This window comes from Pseudomonas sp. S3_A03, from assembly GCF_054668275.1.
On sequence record NZ_CP162753.1, the window covers coordinates 218,913 to 237,442 of the forward strand.

The window sequence follows — 18,530 nt, forward strand, 5'->3', positions numbered from 1 at the left end:
GGGGTACATTTTTTCGACTTTTGCGTCGGGTCGCATCATGGCGGGGCTGGCTCCGGAAGGAGAGCGGAGCGCAGCATACATAACGGAGCGAAATAACTACTGCGCGAAGCAGATGGCTTTAATAGAAGTGCATTCTGCTAAAAAAGTTTTCCTTGAGTATACGGTTTTTATAGTCCAGCGGAGTTACACTGACCAAACGTTTGAATTCTCTTAAAAAATGAGGTTGATCACTAAAACCCAAGTCAAATGCTAAATCGCTAAACCCAATATTATTATGATGAATTTTATAAATCGCGGACTGGCAGCGAATGATGCGACAGAACATTTTTGGTGTCATTCCCAGATCATCGTGAAATGAGCGCTGTAAAGTTCTAATGGTATAGCCCGTTAGCGACTCCAGATTTTTAATACACACATTCCCTTGGGCTTGGCAAATCATATTTACGACTGGAAGAGTCAGCTTTAATGATTTTCGCGGAGCTGTATTCGTCAAGAAAAATTGCTTTAGAAAAGTGAGTTGCGTTATAAAGCTTTTCTCACGCACTACCTGCTCAAAGACACGTTCGGCATTATCGCTAACGTCAAGAAGGTCGAAAGAGCCTTCAATCAACTCTTCCGCAGAAAGATTTAAAAAATCAGGAACAAAGCCAGGTGAAAACCGCACGCCAACATAACGGCGCCCCTTGCAAAATTCCACAGAACCGGCTTGCAGCATTGTTCCATGTACGCTTACAGAAGGATTGGTGTCATCACAGTCAAATATTATATCGATACAGCCGTCCGGAACCGACAGCATGAATGCCGAGGATAATTTTGTTTCAAAACTATAAAAGTGTGAAATTAACGGACTGTCCGATATCGAAACTGAAAATTCTTTAGCGGCTTGCAACACAAACCATGGTTGGTGGGAGTGCATGCTTAAATAGGGACAAGCCAATGAAGATACTGACATAACCTGCACCTGCTTATTAAAATGATCACCTGAGTCCAAGCAGGTATCGTGCCATGTTGGTTGATAGTAAATTTTGCAAATGTCGTGAAAATTCAATACTTAAAAATATCAGAGTTATAGGTTTGTTCCAGCCGAAAAATCGCTACAGCGCCTAAGCTTGATCACTAAGGGGCTCTAAAAATTCCTGATCTTGGCAAGCAATCAGGATCCTGAAAGCGGAGCCTTCCTGTGAGGCAGGTTACCTTCGTTGATGCCGAGCACTCCGGCAGGCGCAAACAGATCCGTAACGAGTTGTTCTTGATCGGGCTCGATCAAGTGCCTCCCTGGAAGGGCTTGATTGGCTTGATACGAGCCGCACTGTCGTAAAGGGCGGAGGCGGCCGTCAGGCCTACTGGTTTGGAAAAGCTTCCAGAAAATGATGGCGGTAAGGTTATCTGGCAGATGGTGGCACATCGCAGCACCAACAAAGGCTCTACAAGTGGGGTGTTCTGTAACAAAGCCATACTGGGGTCGAGGATCCATTGTGGGTGTTCACGCACCAGTTCAGTGCGCCTTGTTCAAGATATATATCGTGTAAGTGGCATTGGCGCTATTCAGTAACGCATCGATTACAACTGGTTTTCAGACGTAACATAGTTGTTACGCTACATGCAGAAGACGTTCGTGAAAATTTTCAAATTGACGAAGCTTTTCTTGGGAAATCCGACTCGGATTTATGGTTGTCTCAATATAAAAACGGTTAACGATATGACGATTTCAAGTTCTTGTTCTGTTCAGGGCGTCACTGATCAGCGCATATTTAATTATATTGATACGAACCTGGGCCAACTTCATTACGCGGAGTCGGGTGCAGGTGATGTGATGATTTTATTGCATCAAACACCGCGCTCACTGGATGAGTTCGCTGAAGTCCAACCGCTGTTGGCAACTCGCTGGCGTACAATAGCTATGGATATGTACGGTTTTGGGCAGTCTGCAAAATTTGCTGCTCCACAGACGGTTGAACACTATGCCCAAGGTGTTTTGGCACTGGTTAATGCGTTAAATATAGAGAGGTTTTCTATACTTGGGCATCACACAGGTATGTTCGTTGCTTCAGAGGTGGCGGCTATCGCTCCAGAGCGTGTGACCGCTGTGGTTCTTTCTGCTGGTGATATTGTTGATGCAGAGTTTCGAGAAGCAATGGAGGCGCTGGACGTAGATGTAGCTGAAACGAGAGAGGATGGCTCACACCTCATGGAACTTTGGCGAAAACGTTTGAATTTATACCCAGCAGGGCACACTGATGTGTTAAATCGATTTATTCGAGATGCGCTTGCTCCTGGGGTAACTCCTTTAGAGGGGCATCTTGCAGTTGCAAGATATGATATGGAAAATAGAGTTGGCCTTGTCAAGGCGCCGGTGTTGGTTCTGGCAGCTACAGAGGATCCTGTAACATACTCTCGGGCTCAGGTAGTAGTTGATGCTTATTGTAATTCCTGTTTCGTGTCCCGCGCAGAAATAAAGGGAGGCGGGATACCTTTAATGGAATTAAAATTTAAAGAAGTTGCAGGTGCAGTGCATGGTTTTTTTGATTATCTTGAATGTAATGTTATAGGCAAGAAACTCGACTGATTTCTTGAATCGACTTTATACGTGGCAGTTGCGGGAGCTGAGTGCAATACGGTTATTGAATTGAGGGTTGAACGTCATACCGCATCGCCATGGCGTCCTGCATCACCTTGCCCATAACTTCGCTTGGCATCTGAAGTCAAAGCGCTTACGTGGGCCCATTGGTCAGTTGCAGTGCGATCGGATCCAGTTCTTCATGACGGTGTGTTGGGCCACGCGGGCCGAGTAGCCGTCACGGGCTCTCGATTGCGGCGCAACTCCCGGCTGATGGTCGAAGGGGATCGGATGATCAAGCAGGCAATCCTACGCAGGCTGAAGCCTGGGCATGACCAATTTGATGTCGCAAAAATTCAATATCCCGGCAAATAATAACTTTAGGATTGTTTGAGACGTTAAATACGCCAGGGTCATTTTTCATCGCCCTGAGCCGGAAAATTCAAAGCAAGTCCGTTTAAGAATTTTTCTTGATCCTGAAGGGGTGGGTAGTGATGGGGAAGATTTAGATTTCCTTGAGCGACAAAATGGCCGCCTAGTGCGAAGGCGGCTGTCAGCCTTATATGAATAGCTACTCGCTTGGCATGACCAGGTGCACTACGAAACTGGAAATGCAATTTGCGTCTTTGAGTGGGTGGATGACACGTCGATAAAGTGCGGGAGATGTGACTCACATCCCCTAGACGTAAGCCTGGAAGAAAATCCGAACAGATTTTCAATTAATGCCAATTACAACATAATAATATTGCGGATAAAAACTATGTCAAAACATAATGCCAAGATCGATTTCATTTATCTCTCCGAGCAGGACATGATCAAAGCCGGAGTGATGGACATGGCTGAGTGCGTGAACACCATGGAGCAAATGTTTATTCTGCTTCAGCAAGGTGATTATCGCATGGCAGGTGCTAATAATGACTCTCATGGCTCACAAATTACATTTCCCGCAGATTCTCCCTTTCCCAACATGCCGAAGCCTACACCTGATCGTCGCTTAATGGCTATGCCCGCCTACCTTGGCGGGGACTTCCAGGCCTGTGGTGTGAAATGGTACGGCTCTAACGTTGCGAATCGCGAAAAAGGTTTACCACGTTCAATTTTGACGTTCATTTTAAACGATGTCGATACCGGCGCGCCACTGGCTTATATGTCAGCCAATCTGTTGTCGGCTTATCGAACTGGGGCGGTTCCTGGCGTAGGCGCTCGTCACCTTGCGCGGAAAAATTCAAAAGTTATTGGCTTGTTAGGCCCGGGCGTCATGGGCAAAACATCGGTCACTGCATTTATGTCGACGTGCCCAGAAATTGACACAATCAATATCAAAGGCCGTGGAGAAAACAACTTAAATAGGTTCGTTAAGTGGGTTAACGAAGTGTTTCCTCAAATCAGAAATGTCAATGTGGTCGATACAGTTGAAGACGTAGTCCGCGGTGCTGACATCATTACTTACTGTAACTCCGGTGATGTCGGCGATCCATCGACGTATCCCTTGGTGAAGCGCGAGTGGGTTAAGCCGGGTGCTTTCCTTGCGATGCCTGCCTTTTGCCGTTTGGACGACGGCATGGAGCAAGCAGATGTACGCAAAGTACTTGATAACACAGGGCTTTACGATGCGTGGTATGAAGAACTACCCAAGCCGGCCCATAACCTGATCCCGTTAGTGGGTATGCGATTTATGGATCTGGTCGGGGAAGGAAAACTTTCCCGCGATGCGCTGGAGGACTTGGGTGACATCTGTGCAGGCATAACACCCGCGCGCCAAAACGATGAGGAAATCATCATTTTGTCTGTTGGCGGTATGCCGGTTGAGGACGTAGCTTGGGCGACAGTGATTTACCGCAATGCAGTTCAAAAAGGCATTGGGGTAAAACTTAATCTATGGGATGAGCCAGTACTTCGTTAAATATAATTTATTATTTAATGTCATAGGCGTTTCTCATGATGAAAGATATTATAAAAGTAAATACCGGCTCAAAATTTTAAGTGCTAGGCAGCTACTCTCGAGCGGTGGCGGTAGATAACTGGATTTATGTATCTCTCACTGCGGGGCGTAATCCAGATACTAAGGAAATTCCTGAGGATGCCGTTGAGCAGGCTGTGCAAGTGTTTCGGATTATTGAAAAGATCCTGGCTTCACTGGGCTCTTTTCTGGCTGACGTCGTGATGTCTCGTGTCTTTGTCCAATCACCCGAGCATGTAAATGCTGTGATGGGATTCATCGCGCAGAAATTCAAAGGCATCAATCCGGCCACGACGATCACTTGCCCACCATTAGGCTCAACCGTATACAAAGTAGAGGTGGAGGTTACAGCGTACCGTGGTACGTCAAATCTAAATAAAGTTAACGTAGAACTATAGTAACGACGGTTGAGCATTTCAGATACTCTCGCGGGCACCTCAGGAAATTGTCATGACGAAAACTCTCGAGTCAGTGAGGACTACTGATCAATTACCAAAATCCACCACTGTCGTCATTATCGGAGGTGGCATTATTGGTGTGACAGCGGCATTGACCTTAGCCGAGCGAAATATTCCAGTTGTCCTCCTGGAAAAAGGGCATATTGCAGGCGAGCAATCCTCGCGAAATCTTGGATGGGTGCGCAAGACTAATCGGCACGCAGCTGATGTGCCATTAGCTCTGGCGGCAGATCGCTTATGGGCAGGTATGCCTGAGCGCATTGGCCGCGAAGTGGGTTATCAGCAATCCGGTATTATGTTTCTTGCAGCAAATCAAGAGCACTTAGCGTTACATGAACGCTGGTTGAAGTCGGTGGAGTCTTTATCCTTAGACTCCCAAATGCTTAGCGCACGCGAGATTAATGAGCGTGTACCTAGAGGCAAAGGTGAGTGGGCGGGTGCTCTCTACACACCTTCAGACGGCAAAGCAGAGCCCCATCTGGCCACCTCTGCGCTTGCACAGGCAGCCATCGAAAAAGGGGCAGTCTTAATTCAGCACTGTGCCGTTAGAACACTATCAACGACGGGTGGGAAAGTTAGCGGTGTCGTTACCGAGCACGGTGAGATTCGCTGTGATCAGGTGCTATTAGCCGGTGGCGCCTGGTCTCGCCGTTTTCTAGGTAATGTTGGAGTTAGTTACCCAACTCTTCCTCTCACATGCTCCGTGCTTCGCACTACCCCAATGGAGGGTCCCACTGATATTGCCGTTGGAGGCCCTGATTTTTCATTTCGAAAACACATAGAGGGTGGTTACATCATCACCCAGCGCGCGGCCTTGGACGCTAATCTAACCTTGGATCACTTATTAATTGGCCACCGGTACCTCAGTCTGCTTCGTGGGCAAGGTTCCTTTTTACGCGTTTCTTTAGGCAAACCTTTCCTCCAGGACCTTGCCCTAAAGCGCCGCTGGCGTGCAGACCAAACCTCACCGTTTGAGCGCGTTCGAACACTCGACCCGTCTGTCAACGAAAGCCTTATCCAGGAAGCCTTGAGCAACCTTCGCAAGGCCTGGCCGATTTTTGAAAACGCAAGCATTTGCGAAGCTTGGGCGGGGCAGATTGATATAACCCCAGACTCAAACCCTGTCATTGACCATATTAAGTCCATTCCTGGGCTGACGATTGCCACTGGCTTCTCAGGTCATGGTTTTGGTACCGGCCCCGCTGCTGGGCAACTGGCAGCAGACCTCGTAACCCATATGACCCCACTCGTTGACCCAGCTCCATACCGGTTTGATCGCCTCTGAAGTAATCGAGTATTGGCCCTTAAATAATAAATGGACACTAAACATGAGCGAATCTACGAAGATATCCAGTTCCAATCTCACGGCTGCTGGTGCGAATCCGCAACTATCCAAAAAGTTCGGATTACTCACGATGATGTCAATTTGTATCGGCTTGGTTGTTGCTCAAGGCGCAATGATATCGACGGCACAGGGCGTTGGTTTTGGTGCCATGACATTTCTGGCTGCCATGGTGGCAGCGTTGGCAATTTCACAATGTAATGCGATGAGTTTTGCCGAGCTTTCTCTGATGTTTCCTCAAAAAGGAACACTGGCTACCTATACCCAAAAAGCACTAGGTCATGTCCCAGCTATTGTTGCCGTTTTTGCCGGTTACATTGTTGTATCCGTGCTGGCGGTGCCGGTTGAGATGTTTATGATTGATATTATTGTGTCCAAATTGCTGCCTGGCTTCGTGCCAACTAAGTCAATATCTCTACTTATTCTGGTCGGCCTTACCATTACTAATTTAATGGGGACAGACGTATTTGCACGAGTACAAAACCTGCTTGTTGTAGTCATGGTGAGCGCAATTGCACTGGTGTCATGTGTTGCTATCACGGGAACAGCACAACCACACCCAGAGTTGGCGGGTACTCCGGTTGACTGGAGTTTTGCTAGCGTGACTAACTTCGGTTTTATCGGATTCATTGCACTCTCGATGTGGTGTTTTGTCGGCATAGAGTACATTTGCTCGCTGATAGGCGAGGTAAAAGATCCACATAAAAATGTTCCTCGCTCCATGCATCTTTCCTTGTTCGTAATATTTTTCTTATTCGTCGGGTTTGGCTATGGTATAACCTTTTATATGGACTCGGAAACCTTGGTTAGTGCTAAAATGCCATATGTTGACTTTATCATGGCTGTATTTGGTAGCTCTACCGGCTTGGTGATTACAGCCGTTGTTGCACTTACTGCGACTTCCAGTTCTGTTAATACTGTACTGGCAGCCGTTCCAAGAATGATGCATGGGATGGCTGAACAAAATCAGTTGCTACCCATTTTCAAAAAAGTTAATCGTTATAATGTGCCTTGGGTAGCCACCGTAGTGCTGAGCATTTCGATAGTTATTCCTTACTTATCGCTTGATATTGACTCGATCATCCTATTTGTTATCGCGGCCAGCACCAGTTACCTTATCGCCTACTTGATTGCGCATCTGAATGTGATTGTCTTGCGTAAGCGGATGCCGGATCACCCACGTCCATACCGCTCTCCGTTCTTCCCTTTACCGCAAATCTTTGCAATTGTTGCCATACTGTATGTGGCCATCAATAATTCCCCCTCGCCGGCGTTGACGAGTTCTGTTTATGCCATTACTGGCGGCATGCTTTCGTTCATCACCATCTGTAGCGTTATCTGGGTTAAATTTTATATGAAACGGGGTATTTTTGAGCCTGATATGGACTAATAAAACTGGGCGCAAGGTAGGCGTTCATTGGTAAGCGCCTACCCGCTACGCTCAATCGATTAACTTGGCCATCGGTATTTCCACTCTTGCAGCGTTGATCGCTGGCAGCATACAAACCAGCGCCTACGAACTTTACTCAGATGAAGATACTCACCTCAGCGCTAACCTCGAAGCCACGTGCGGTGTCTTTAACAGCCAGCAGAACTACTCGAACTCCGGCAGTAAGTCTAAGGGTTCGTCTACCAGGCGCGAAGGTTATATCAAGTACGGAATCAGTGGTGATCAGTGCCTGGCTTGCGCTCTGGCGAACGGTTCGAGGCACTGCGTAAAGACGGCCCAGACGTGTCCTTCGGCCGCCAGAGGGTTACGGTCGGCGATGGTTTTCTAATTTGCGGCGACGGCACGAACTTCGATAACGGTTTGGCCGACAGCGAGTATAAACGGGGTGGCAGTACCTACTTGGTTGGGAGCATGCAAGAACTTCGACAAAAAGGCCGTGCTGCGTCTCGATGGTCAGGAGGGTTGGCGCAGAGAAACGTGAACCACCTAAGCGATGAGACGTGTCCGGGATTCAAAATGCGTCTTAGTCGGACAGAAAGTAGCCTGATGAGCGGTGACAGTAATGAGATCCAATGTCCTACTGGACTTCCAGGACCAACAACTCAAATATCTCTTCTTCAGCCATCAACTCGGATCGATGCGTGCAGCGGCTGACGAGCTAGGCATTGCCCCCTCGTCGATCAGTCGACAGATTGCCAAGTTAGAGGCGGAACTAGACATTGATCTGGTAGAGCAGGGCACTCATCGGATTCGCCTGACTGAGGCTGGGCAGGTTGCGATTGATTATTACCGTGCCAGGGCTAGCCAGCATGAAGCGTTGCTGGATCAGCTCAGCGAGTTGCGAGGGCGTTTTCTAGGTACGACTATCATTGCCATCGGAGAAGGATTGCTGGGCTCCCAGGCAATCGTGGAACTGCAAAACTTTTTCAAGCAATACCCCGATGCTCATATCGAAATCATCATCGCGCCGTCTTTTGAGGTACAGCGGATGATCCAAGATGACGAAGCGCACATTGGCCTTGCTTTTGCGCCAGCAAGCACAGCCACCCTCCGCAGTTTGTATGCGTTCGAGCAGCCGCTCCGTGCGATTGTGTCCAGGGAAAGTCCGTTGGCAAAAAAGCATGTGCTGACGTTAACAGATCTTGCCAATACACCGTTGGTTTTGCCTGGCCCCAAATACCGCGTTAGGGAGCTGGTTACTCAAGCTTGCAAGGATGAGCCGTTTACGATTGAGCCGGTGGTTACCGCCAACTCACTACAGGTCATCCTGGACCTGGTCCGCGCAGGGATAGCCAGTACCGTGCTGCCAGAACTGCCCTTGGTTTCCGAGCTGACATCAGGGTTGTTCAAGGCGATCCCGTTAGCATGTGAGGCAATGAGCAGTACCGAAATGCGAATCATCGTTCGCCCATCCCGCAAGCTTTCCCCAGTGAGCCACGCGTTGATACGCCATCTTGCCAGAGCTATTTCATTGATGCGTAGAGGCGATGGCCGTACTGCAAAGAGTGTGCTTGTCTGAGTGTGTTTCTCATTAAAAAGGCAGCACGGGAGGCGGGCAAGGGAGCAAGGCGGATGATAGCGTTTAGATGTTTTTGCAAAATTTGAATGGTTGATTTATCCATGCGCCACCTTCCCCACAGCCAGAGACAGCGAATCACCAAGAATGCGCCACAAAGCGGTAAGACGCCGACAGTAGGTGCCTTCACTACAGTAAATCAACTCGACATGAAGGCTGTCGACAACCGCTATATAAGCATCCTGAAACATTGAAATCTCGTTCGCCGACAGGGCTGGATACCTGTTCTCAAGGCTTGCGCCAAAGCGTTCACGAAGACGGTCCAGATAGGCTTCAAAGCCACTTGTCACCGATGCCTTTAACTCCGAAGGCGGAAAGAATGCCGTTCGCAGCAGGAAACGCAGGGCAGCGGAAGACTCGTAGCGGTTTGAAAGATTGTCCGTGTACAGCTTGCCGGGCTCGTCATCATTCGCCGGGACGCTTGCAAACATCTCTTCGATATAGTGCCTCTCCGTCGCCAGCGCCAGATTCAGCACGGCGTTGAACAGATCATCCTTGCTCTTGAAGTGCGCGTATAACGAGGGCTTGCGCATACCTGCCACGACCGCGATTTCATTGAGCGACGAGGCGTCGTATCCCCGCTCAGCGAAATGCACCAGAGCGATATCACAGATTCTGCTTGCGGAAGGACTCAGCACTTTCATCGGGATGACCTTTTAATTCAGTGATTTAACGCGGTGATGTGCTCGGCCCTGCCTTCGCGCACACTGACCCAGGTCAGCGCACCCACCATAACGGCGCAGACTAACAGGAATGCGCACCAGGCAATGGCGCCATAGCTGCTCGCCCAACCGGTCAACGGTGTGGCGAAGGCCGAGATGCCAAGCTGAAACGCGCCGAGCAATGCAGCCGTTGAACCCAGGGCAGTGGTTTGCGAAGACATCACCAGCGTCATCAGTGAGGTTTCTGCAATCCCCAATCCAAGCAGTGCTACCGCGACACCGGCAGCCAGCCAGTACAAACTAGAACCAGATACTGCTGCGCCGTAGGCCATGACAGAACCTGCAAAGATGCAAAAAGCTCCAGCCGTTGCCATGCGGGCCAAACCGTACTTGCCCACCAGTCTGGTAGCCACGACGGCCCCTATGAGAATCGCGATGCCGGTTGCGCCAAACAGCGTACCGAACTGGGCAGCAGGCAGTCCGTATTCCTTCTGATAAACAAATGTAGCGCCGCCCACATAGGCAAAGAGAAAGAAGAACACGGCTGACAGCGCTAAAGCTGGCCTTAGAAAACGACCGTCTTTTGCGAGGCGCGCATACGTGCGTATCGCAAGGCTCATATTCAATGGCTCGCGCTTTTGCATTGGTAGTGTTTCAGGCAAAAAAGCCATCGAATTCACCGCCACCAGCGCACCGAGAACAGCCAGTACCAGCATGACGGCCCGCCATCCGAAATGCGCCTCAATGTAACCACCCAACCCCGGGGCGATGATGGGAGCAACACCTTGAATGGTCAGCAGCAGGCCAAAAAGTTTTGCTGCCTGAACGCCCTGAGTGACGTCACGCACCATGCTCATGATGACCACCAACGTCAAAGCACTGCCTATCCCTTGGGCAAATCGTGCCACGAGTAGCCACTCAAGGGTTGGTGCCGCTCCTGCAGCCAGCGCACTCAAACTGAACAGCAACAAGCCTGCTATCAGTGGACGTCGACGGCCCAAGGCGTCGACTACCGGCCCGAACAGCAATTGTCCAAGCCCCATTGCCAATAAAAAGACCGTGAGCGTCAGCTGAATGCTGGCAACACTGGTCGAATAATCAACCGCCATTTCGGGCAGGCTAGGCAAATACATATCGACGGCTGAGGGCCCCAGTGCGGCGATGGCCCCCAAGGCAATGGCAAACTTCAGTGAAGGATTGCCGAAATGACTCTTTTCCATAACAAACTCATGATTGACTTCCTACCGGAAGGTAGGAAAGTGGCGTGAAGTTAACGAGAACCGAGAGGCAAGGTCAAGCGGTTATTTTCTTAGTGGCCAGGCAGCACCTGCCAGCGCTCCGCGCAATGCATGCGCACGAAAGTGTTTTAGGCTTCAGTTCAAAGTGTTTTTTCAAGAAGCGGCTGAAATGAGCGGAATCTGTGAAACATCATTTTTAAGCGATCGAGGTAAGCGACTCAGTGCGCAGCAACGGGTTGGCCAAATCGATCACGCTGCGTTCGAGCCTAGCGCGCTGGATGTATCGACAGACGCCGTCACCTTCCGCACCAGCTATGGGGCGGAGAGGGTGGCCATCTCGTTGTAGTCGGGGCAATTTGGAGGCAACACAGAGGACCACCTGGCGCCGTTATCCAGCGCCACGGGTGGCCCACACGCCAACGGGACACTTAGCGCCAATGGCCGTAATTTTGTGGGCGGGATCAGGGTTCAAATTGAACTCTATGAGAGCCAGACTTGCCTGCGAACTAGGCGCCTTGGTGTATCAGGCAGACCTCTTCATCGTACGCGCGTGCAAGCCTCGATCCAACAGATGGCCTCCGATACCTCTTACAAGCGAAACCTCGACACCATGCTGTTCAGGTCAACCGCCAGGCGGGTCAACTCGCCGCTGGCGGCGCTGGTCTGGGCGGCGCCGTTGGAAGATTGCGTCGACAGGTCCCGGATGTTGACCAAGTTGCGGTCCACTTCACGGGCGACTGCAGCCTGTTCTTCCGCAGCGGCGGCGATGACCAGGTTACGCTCGTTGATCTCGATCACTGCGGTGTTGATGGTTTCCAGCGCCAAGCCTGCGCCTTTCGCGATGCTCAGGGTAGATTCAGCACGGTCAGTGCTGTTACGCATTGAACTGACCGCTTTTTGGGTGCCGCCTTGAATGCTGCCAACCATACGTTCAATTTCGCTTGTGGACTGTTGGGTGCGATGGGCCAAAGCGCGTACTTCATCGGCGACAACCGCAAAACCGCGACCGGCTTCACCGGCCCGGGCCGCTTCGATAGCTGCGTTCAGCGCCAGCAGGTTGGTCTGATCCGCCAAGCCACGAATCACGTCCAGAACCTTGCCGATGTCGCGGGACTCCTCCGCAAGATTACCAATCAGATCGGCGGTGCTTTGCACATCCCCGCTCATGCGTTCGATAGCGTTGACGGTTTCGTGAACTAGATCCCGGCCATCGCCTGCTGACGCCGTCGCGTTTTTTGACGCCTCTGAAGTGCTCACTGCGTTACGCGCCACTTCTTCGACGGCGCTGGTCATTTCGTTGACTGCAGTCGCGGCTTGTTCTATTTCGTTGTCCTGCTGCGCAAGGCCGCGGGCGCTTTCATCGGTAACTACGTTCAGCTCCTCGGCAGCGGAAGCCAGTTGTGTTGCGGATCCGGAAATACGCATCAAGGTATCGCGCAGTTTCTCCTGCATTTTTTGCATGGCGAGCAGCAACCTGCCCGCTTCGTCAGTGCCATCAACCTTTATCGGTCGGGTCAGATTACCTTCGGCTATGGTTTCAGCCGCTTCAAGTGCCAACGCTATAGGTTGGGTGATGCTCTTGGTCAGCAGCCAGGCAAACAGCATGGTCAGCAGCGAGGCAATAATGAGGAGGCCGACAACCCAGTTGAACGCAGAGCTGTACTGGTCAGCAGCGGATTGATTGATGATAGCCAGCTGGGCGTTATTGAAGTCAGTAAGCTTACCCAACGCCACGTTTATCTGCTCAGCGTTAGCCGCAGACTCGGCGTTCAGCACGCGCGTTAGCTCCTGCAGATCGCCAGCCCGACTGAGGGTAACAAGGCGCGTTTCAATCTTGCGATATTCACCCATCAGCCGCATATAGTCGTTGTAGTCGGATTGCTCTACAGGGGATGAAATCAGTTTGGCGTATGCTGCCTGCGACTGGTTAAGTTGTTGGTTTTGTTCCGCAAGTAATTCGATGGTCCTGTTCTGAATATTTGGTTCGCGATCAGTTAACAGCCGATGCGATAAAACCCGCATGCGGACGCCCGTCACCGTTAGAGCATTCAGGGTCTGAAAGCTAGGGACGCCATTTATCGCGATGTCGTCGCCAGCTGCTCGGATCTTGCTCATCTGAGACAGGGCGAAGAGGCCGAGAATCAGCATGAGCGCGCCTATGAGGGAGAACCCCAGAAATGCGCGCGGAGCAATGTTCATTGTTCTTATTGTCATGGTTTTCCCAGAGCGTGGAATGTGCTCCCCGCAAGCAGCGGCGGATGGCCCAGCGCATAAGTTTTTATCGGTCGCTTGATGACACACTTGAGCGAAAACAGCTGTGTGCCGCATATTAAAACTGATATTGCCCACTCACCAACTTACATACATCGACTGATGTCGGCCCGATGCAGCCCGATTGCGACAATCTTCAACCCAGACGACCTGGACGCGATTTTCGTTCAGTTGGTAGAGACTCGCTAACAAGGTTGCATATTTCTCTTACAGAATCAGCTCTAGAGGCTGCAGCAGCGTGACAGAAGCTGCTGTGCATAGTGGTGCTCAAGGATAGGGGATGGTCGGTTCGATGCCCGCGAACACCGCGCCAGCGCCGTCGTAAGTCGCTTCGCCGAGGAAAGCATGCTGTGTCACTACCATGGAGTCGCGTACGATCCATTGCAGACGATTGTCATTGAAGATGGCTGCAGTCCCCGCCAGTCGATAAGCCTTCATGACTACGTCCGCTCCGGTATGAGCGGCATGGGTGGCGCTGAGGCGTAATAAGTTAGTCTGCTGCAGGGTCACCGGATTACCGGCGATGAGCGAGGCCCATACAGCTTCGGCGGATTCGTAGAAAAACGCCTGGGCGCTTCGCAGCATCGCCTCTGCCTTACCCAGTTCGCTGCGGTAATAAGCGCGATCACCCAAACGCGGGGCACCGGTGACAGTCTTGGTGCTGCCCGACATTGCGATCACCAAGTCCAGTGCTGCGCGTGCCAGCCCAAGGTTAACGGCGGCGTGAACTTGCGCCTGGTAGGAAACAGACGGGTAATGATAGAGGGGCTCGTCAATTGTGGAGGCACTGCCCCGCACGAAAGTCCACTCGCGTTGGACGTTCTTTTGGTGCAATTTGAGGTCATGGCTCCCCGTGCCTTGCATCCCGACAACATTCCAGTTGTCGACGATCTGCACTTCGCTTGCCGGGAACACAGCGGTCAGCGGTTTGCCTGCCGTCGGTCCTCCACCGTTGGCCGATGTGCCACCGATGCCGACACCAATCCAGTTGGCACCTTTGCACCCACTAGCAAACCGCCAGTGCCCGCTGACTTCCCAGCCATTTTCAGTCTCTTTGGCAGGTTGTAGAGGGTAAAGGCCGCCAGCATAGACCTGGTCTGGCCCGTTGGCATAAATCAATGCTTGGGTTGCCGGGGGGAGTGCCGCCAGGTAGATGTTGGCTGAGCCGAACGCGGTCACCCAACCGACCGAACCGTCGGCTTCGGAAACCCGCTCTACGATGCGCAGGAACTCGGCTGGAGGCAGCGCATCGCCACCGAAACATTTGGGAGTACTGGCGCGGAAGATACCCACTGCTTTCATTTTTTCAATCATGTCTAAAGGGACATGGGAGCGCTGGTTAAACTCGCTGCGACGCTCGGCAATCTCCGCAATCACATCATCCAGGGAAATCGCCTTGATGCTGATTGGAGCGCCTTCACGTGTGTCACGATCATCGAAATTGTTTTTGCTGTTCATGTTTATTGTTCTCTGGCTAGGGTGATTGCATACACGTTCAGAATGCGTGGGATGATAAGAAAAAATCAAATTCGGAATATGAATAAGCTAAATAATCCGTGGGAATTAACTGTCGTGCCATGCGCCTCTAAAGGGGAGGGCGTTTAAGGGCGATGGCTATTCCTGCTGTCAATAGTGCGTATGAGTAAAGCGAATTTGACCGAATGAACAATCCCTCTCAACATGGATTCACCAAGTCAATAATTAAAAGGTGAAGGTTATGGTTAGCGATCAATCAAAACAACATTTTCGGCAAGCGCTGTCATTGTTGTCTGCGGCGGTGAATATCATTACTACCGATGGCCCCCATGGTCGCTTCGGATTAACTGCGAGTGCGGTCTGTTCGGTCACTGATACGCCCCCAACATTATTGGTTTGCATCAACCGTAACAGTTCAATTCATGAAGCGTTGCTGGGCAACAGGGCGTTGTGCGTAAATATACTGACCGGTGATCTGGAGGGTGTTGCGCGAAAGTTTGCTGGCATGACCGACCTGCCGCCTGCTGAACGTTTTGCCGGCCAGGATTGGCGGACAGGCTCCTCGGGCTTACCGGTGTTGAACGACGCCCTAGCAAGCCTCGAAGGAAACATAGTAGATATCAAGGAAGTCGGATCGCATTCGGTATTATTTGTCGAAATTAACCAAATTCAGGTCCGTGAAGAGGGGGAGAGTCTGATTTACTTTGGGAGAAACTTCCACCGTCTGGGGCGGGCTGCAGCCGTCAACGTACAGACGTCGGGATCCTGAATAATTGCAGTTCCCCATTCGTGGGTTACAGGGTTTATAAAGAATGCTCGCACGCCTCATTTGATATGAACTCCAGTATGGCTGCCGGAGGCAAACAGACTAATGATTAACCCGCGCAGCCAGGTTATCCCGGCATCCGATAGGAAACGGCTATGGCAATAAAGTCCCACCGAGATGGCTGGCAATTCGATGGGCAGACTCAGCAGCCGATAGCGCTGGTCGTGGTTTAGCTGCATGGCAATGGCACGCGGCAGAATCAATGCCAGATCAGTGTTGGCAACGATTTTCGGGGCAATCGTGAAGTTAGGCACTTTCAGAGCGATTTCGCGCGCAATGCCGGCCTTTCCGAATGCTGCATCGGCGGTTACGCCATGGCCGGTAATATTGCTCGAAACGTCAACATAGCGCAGGGCGAGTATGTCCAGAACGCTCAATTCATCTTCCTGAAAAGGATGGCCGTCGCGCAACAGACAAATGAATTCGTCGTCTAGCAAGTTTTCGTGGATGCACTCTTCACCAAGTTCTACCAGATAGCCTATCGCGATATCTACATCACCTTTGCGCAATGCCATAGCCAGTTGCTCTATAGGCATTTGACGCACATCCAGGCGTACTTTCGGCGCCTCGCGCGCTAGCACTTCCATCACCGTCGGTAGCACATAAAGTTGCGACATATCCGACATGGAGATGCGAAAAGTACGATCCGCTGTTTTCGGTTCAAAGTTCGAAAACATCATTAATGCGCTTTGAATAATAATCAGCGCATGTTCAATGGGTCCGTGCAGGCGAATAGCTGCGTCAGTCGGCTCCATCGACGTTGCTGTTCGTACGAACAGCGGATCGTCAAACACATCGCGTAGTCGACGCAGTGCGTGACTGACGGCGGGCTGGCTGAGGTGTAGGCGTTCGGCCGCGATTGTCAGGCTGCGGTGTTCCCAAATAGCCACAAAAGTCCTGAGAAGATTCAGATCGATCGTGGCCATGTTGATGTGCGTCATTTATTTACCACGAGCCTTACGCGTGATGCTGGAAAAGACGCCGTCGCGGTATATCCAAGCATGTATCAGCGCTGCGCAAAGATGTCCTAACACAAGCAGAAACAGAGCCCAGGCGAATAACCCATGTGCGGCCCGAAACCAAGCGTAAAGCGCGGAGCTGACAGGAGCAATAGGTGGAAGGTTCCAGCCCGCGAACATGGTGACAGGCCAATTTCCGGCAGAGAGCGTCGCCCAACCGAGCAGTGGCAGGCAGAGCATCAGCAAGTAGAGCAATAGATGCGAAACATGCGCCGCCATTGCCTGCCAGTACGGTACGCTGGCAGGCAATGGCGGCGTGGTGCTTAAAAGCCGATTGCCTAGACGCAGGATAGCCAAAAGAAGAATGGCGATTCCCAGAGGCCTATGAAGATCAATGAGCCAGGGACGCAGGCTCAGAGAAGCCATCATGCCTACACCTATAAATAGCATAGCCAGGATAAGGACAGCCATGAGCCAATGGAGAAGCCGTGCCGCGAAGTTGAAACTTTGCACACCGGTGTGCTTCTGCTGGGTATGCATTATTTGATTTCCTTTTTGCCAACCGCGTCAGTGGCTTTACCAAAACCGACTTCTCGTAATCGGGCGTTATAGGACTGGGAGTAAATACCCGCACGGGCTGCAAGCACCGGATCGTCTGAAAGCGCTATTCCTGAAGGTACAAGCGTCGGGTCAAAGTTAATGTCACGACATGCCCCATGAGTTTGCTCTACCACCTGGTTGACCTCTAACGTCCCAGCGATTACCTCCTTGCGGTTGCTCGGCCATGGTTGAGAAGGGTCGTTCACCGGATCTCCCGCCTCGGCCAGTTGGAATACCAGATCCCAGTACAAGGGTGCTACACCCACACGCTGAGTTATTTCATTAAACAGGAAGTCATGACTGGCTTGCGCATGAGCCTCTATGCTCAACATCTCTACCGCCGCATGAGGGCGCATGGACCAGCGCACAGGTTGACGTTTTCCATCCGCTGCAATGAGTACGAAGGCGTTGATGGAATTATATTCGGTTCCTGCAAAACTGGCCGGCCAAGTCGCGTTCGCCTCTCGCTCTACAGACTTGCGAGCCTCTGGATATTTTTGAAAAAACGCGGCCACCTTGTCCGGGGCTGGTTGTCCAGTGGCAGCCACCGGTTCAAAGGCCTCGACCTGCGCCAGGAAACCCTCGGCATCCCGAGTCGCGAAGTAGGGTTCGTTGTTGAGCTTCATTCGCCACTGTGACTTGTCGTCGCCTACCAGCATGAGTGCCATGCTGACGGTCGCCGTCGAATTGTCCGCCGCATGCGGGTCCACGGTGCCGATTGAAAAACGCCCGACGGCGGGGATGTTGGCCGGTAGAAAAATACGTGAGGTCGACAGAGGGACGGCCTCGCCGCTCGCATGAAAAGTCCCACTGAAACACATACCCTTACCGTGGGCCCGTCGATAGCCTGGTGGAAAATTATCTAGGGAGTCACCCAGAAACTCTTTTGTGGTAACGCCGGTGCCTAAGAATCCTCCTGCCCAGGCAAAAGCCAGCACAAGAGCAGTCGCGATACTGAATATGCCCAACAACGGCACTCGATATTTCCATAAACCCTGAAGGTTATTCTTAAGCATAAAATTCTCAGCTGCACGTTGTCAGGCAGCGCTGGATTGAAACTGCCGAATGGCTAGCGCCAACACTAACCGGCGCAAAGCAGTAGTCATGTGTAAGACAGGGGGATTTGAACCGCCGATACGGCAAGAAAAAATCCCG

Annotated in this window: 15 protein-coding genes and 4 pseudogenes; 8 read left to right on the top strand and 11 right to left on the bottom strand. The window is 51.3% G+C overall.

Annotated features, from left to right (window positions below):
* Positions 1–118: 118 nt before the first annotated feature.
* The gene (locus tag AB4O25_RS01045) at positions 119–952 is read right to left on the bottom strand and encodes a helix-turn-helix domain-containing protein (protein ID WP_065876904.1); all 834 of its coding nucleotides are present in this window, start codon (positions 950–952) and stop codon (positions 119–121) included.
* A 228-nt stretch (positions 953–1,180) separates the two neighbouring features.
* Here AB4O25_RS01045 and AB4O25_RS01050 point away from each other — a divergent pair.
* Both AB4O25_RS01050 and AB4O25_RS01055 read left to right on the top strand, forming a co-directional pair.
* Positions 1,181–1,323 (top strand): annotated as a pseudogene (locus AB4O25_RS01050) (IS5/IS1182 family transposase); the annotation flags it as partial.
* Between the two features lie 292 nt (positions 1,324–1,615).
* Positions 1,616–2,566 carry an alpha/beta fold hydrolase gene (locus AB4O25_RS01055; RefSeq protein WP_175404177.1) on the top strand — a complete coding sequence of 317 codons (951 nt, stop codon included), beginning with the start codon at positions 1,616–1,618 and terminating at the stop codon, positions 2,564–2,566.
* 52 nt (positions 2,567–2,618) lie between these two features.
* Here AB4O25_RS01055 and AB4O25_RS01060 read toward each other — a convergent pair.
* Positions 2,619–2,768 (bottom strand): annotated as a pseudogene (locus AB4O25_RS01060) (IS30 family transposase); the annotation flags it as partial.
* A 2-nt stretch (positions 2,769–2,770) separates the two neighbouring features.
* A pseudogene (locus AB4O25_RS01065) lies at positions 2,771–2,933 on the bottom strand (helix-turn-helix domain-containing protein); the annotation flags it as partial.
* A gap of 384 nt (positions 2,934–3,317) precedes the next feature.
* Here AB4O25_RS01065 and AB4O25_RS01070 point away from each other — a divergent pair.
* From AB4O25_RS01070 to AB4O25_RS01090, 5 genes are all read left to right on the top strand, one after another.
* The gene (locus tag AB4O25_RS01070; RefSeq protein WP_065873529.1) at positions 3,318–4,460 is read left to right on the top strand and encodes a tyramine oxidase subunit B; all 1,143 of its coding nucleotides are present in this window, start codon (positions 3,318–3,320) and stop codon (positions 4,458–4,460) included.
* Positions 4,461–4,540: 80 nt separating this feature from the next.
* The gene (locus tag AB4O25_RS01075; protein WP_256095395.1) at positions 4,541–4,915 is read left to right on the top strand and encodes a Rid family hydrolase; all 375 of its coding nucleotides are present in this window, start codon (positions 4,541–4,543) and stop codon (positions 4,913–4,915) included.
* 52 nt (positions 4,916–4,967) lie between these two features.
* A complete protein-coding gene (locus AB4O25_RS01080; RefSeq protein WP_056858391.1) occupies positions 4,968–6,260 on the top strand; it encodes an NAD(P)/FAD-dependent oxidoreductase in 1,293 nt (430 codons plus the stop codon).
* 43 nt (positions 6,261–6,303) lie between these two features.
* On the top strand, positions 6,304–7,707 hold the full coding sequence (locus tag AB4O25_RS01085) for an APC family permease (protein ID WP_065876905.1): 1,404 nt from the start codon (positions 6,304–6,306) through the stop codon (positions 7,705–7,707).
* Between the two features lie 622 nt (positions 7,708–8,329).
* Positions 8,330–9,286: a LysR family transcriptional regulator gene (locus AB4O25_RS01090; RefSeq protein ID WP_083221603.1), complete on the top strand. Its 957-nt coding sequence runs from the start codon at positions 8,330–8,332 to the stop codon at positions 9,284–9,286.
* 95 nt (positions 9,287–9,381) lie between these two features.
* Here AB4O25_RS01090 and AB4O25_RS01095 read toward each other — a convergent pair whose 3' ends face one another.
* From AB4O25_RS01095 to AB4O25_RS01115, 5 genes and pseudogenes are all read right to left on the bottom strand, one after another.
* Positions 9,382–9,987, bottom strand: a complete 606-nt coding sequence (locus tag AB4O25_RS01095; RefSeq protein ID WP_065876906.1) for a TetR/AcrR family transcriptional regulator — start codon at positions 9,985–9,987, stop codon at positions 9,382–9,384.
* A gap of 17 nt (positions 9,988–10,004) precedes the next feature.
* Positions 10,005–11,225: a multidrug effflux MFS transporter gene (locus tag AB4O25_RS01100; RefSeq protein WP_460150303.1), complete on the bottom strand. Its 1,221-nt coding sequence runs from the start codon at positions 11,223–11,225 to the stop codon at positions 10,005–10,007.
* A gap of 73 nt (positions 11,226–11,298) precedes the next feature.
* Positions 11,299–11,547, bottom strand: a pseudogene (locus tag AB4O25_RS01105) (hypothetical protein); the annotation flags it as partial.
* A gap of 284 nt (positions 11,548–11,831) precedes the next feature.
* On the bottom strand, positions 11,832–13,457 hold the full coding sequence (locus tag AB4O25_RS01110; RefSeq protein WP_056858395.1) for a methyl-accepting chemotaxis protein: 1,626 nt from the start codon (positions 13,455–13,457) through the stop codon (positions 11,832–11,834).
* Between the two features lie 324 nt (positions 13,458–13,781).
* Entirely contained in the window at positions 13,782–14,972 is a 1,191-nt protein-coding gene (locus AB4O25_RS01115; protein ID WP_056858396.1) for an acyl-CoA dehydrogenase family protein, read from the bottom strand.
* A gap of 259 nt (positions 14,973–15,231) precedes the next feature.
* Here AB4O25_RS01115 and AB4O25_RS01120 point away from each other — a divergent pair, with 259 nt between their 5' ends.
* Entirely contained in the window at positions 15,232–15,759 is a 528-nt protein-coding gene (locus tag AB4O25_RS01120) for a flavin reductase (protein ID WP_065876908.1), read from the top strand.
* 56 nt (positions 15,760–15,815) lie between these two features.
* Here AB4O25_RS01120 and AB4O25_RS01125 read toward each other — a convergent pair whose 3' ends face one another.
* From AB4O25_RS01125 to AB4O25_RS01135, 3 genes are read right to left on the bottom strand one after another with little or no spacing between them, the layout of a single operon-like run.
* Positions 15,816–16,757, bottom strand: a complete 942-nt coding sequence (locus AB4O25_RS01125; RefSeq protein ID WP_065876909.1) for a LysR family transcriptional regulator — start codon at positions 16,755–16,757, stop codon at positions 15,816–15,818.
* Positions 16,758–17,315, bottom strand: a complete 558-nt coding sequence (locus AB4O25_RS01130) for a cytochrome b (protein WP_056858398.1) — start codon at positions 17,313–17,315, stop codon at positions 16,758–16,760.
* The gene (locus tag AB4O25_RS01135; RefSeq protein WP_065876910.1) at positions 17,315–18,391 is read right to left on the bottom strand and encodes a catalase family peroxidase; all 1,077 of its coding nucleotides are present in this window, start codon (positions 18,389–18,391) and stop codon (positions 17,315–17,317) included. The genes AB4O25_RS01130 and AB4O25_RS01135 overlap by 1 nt, the downstream gene beginning before the upstream one ends.
* Positions 18,392–18,530: the final 139 nt, after the last annotated feature.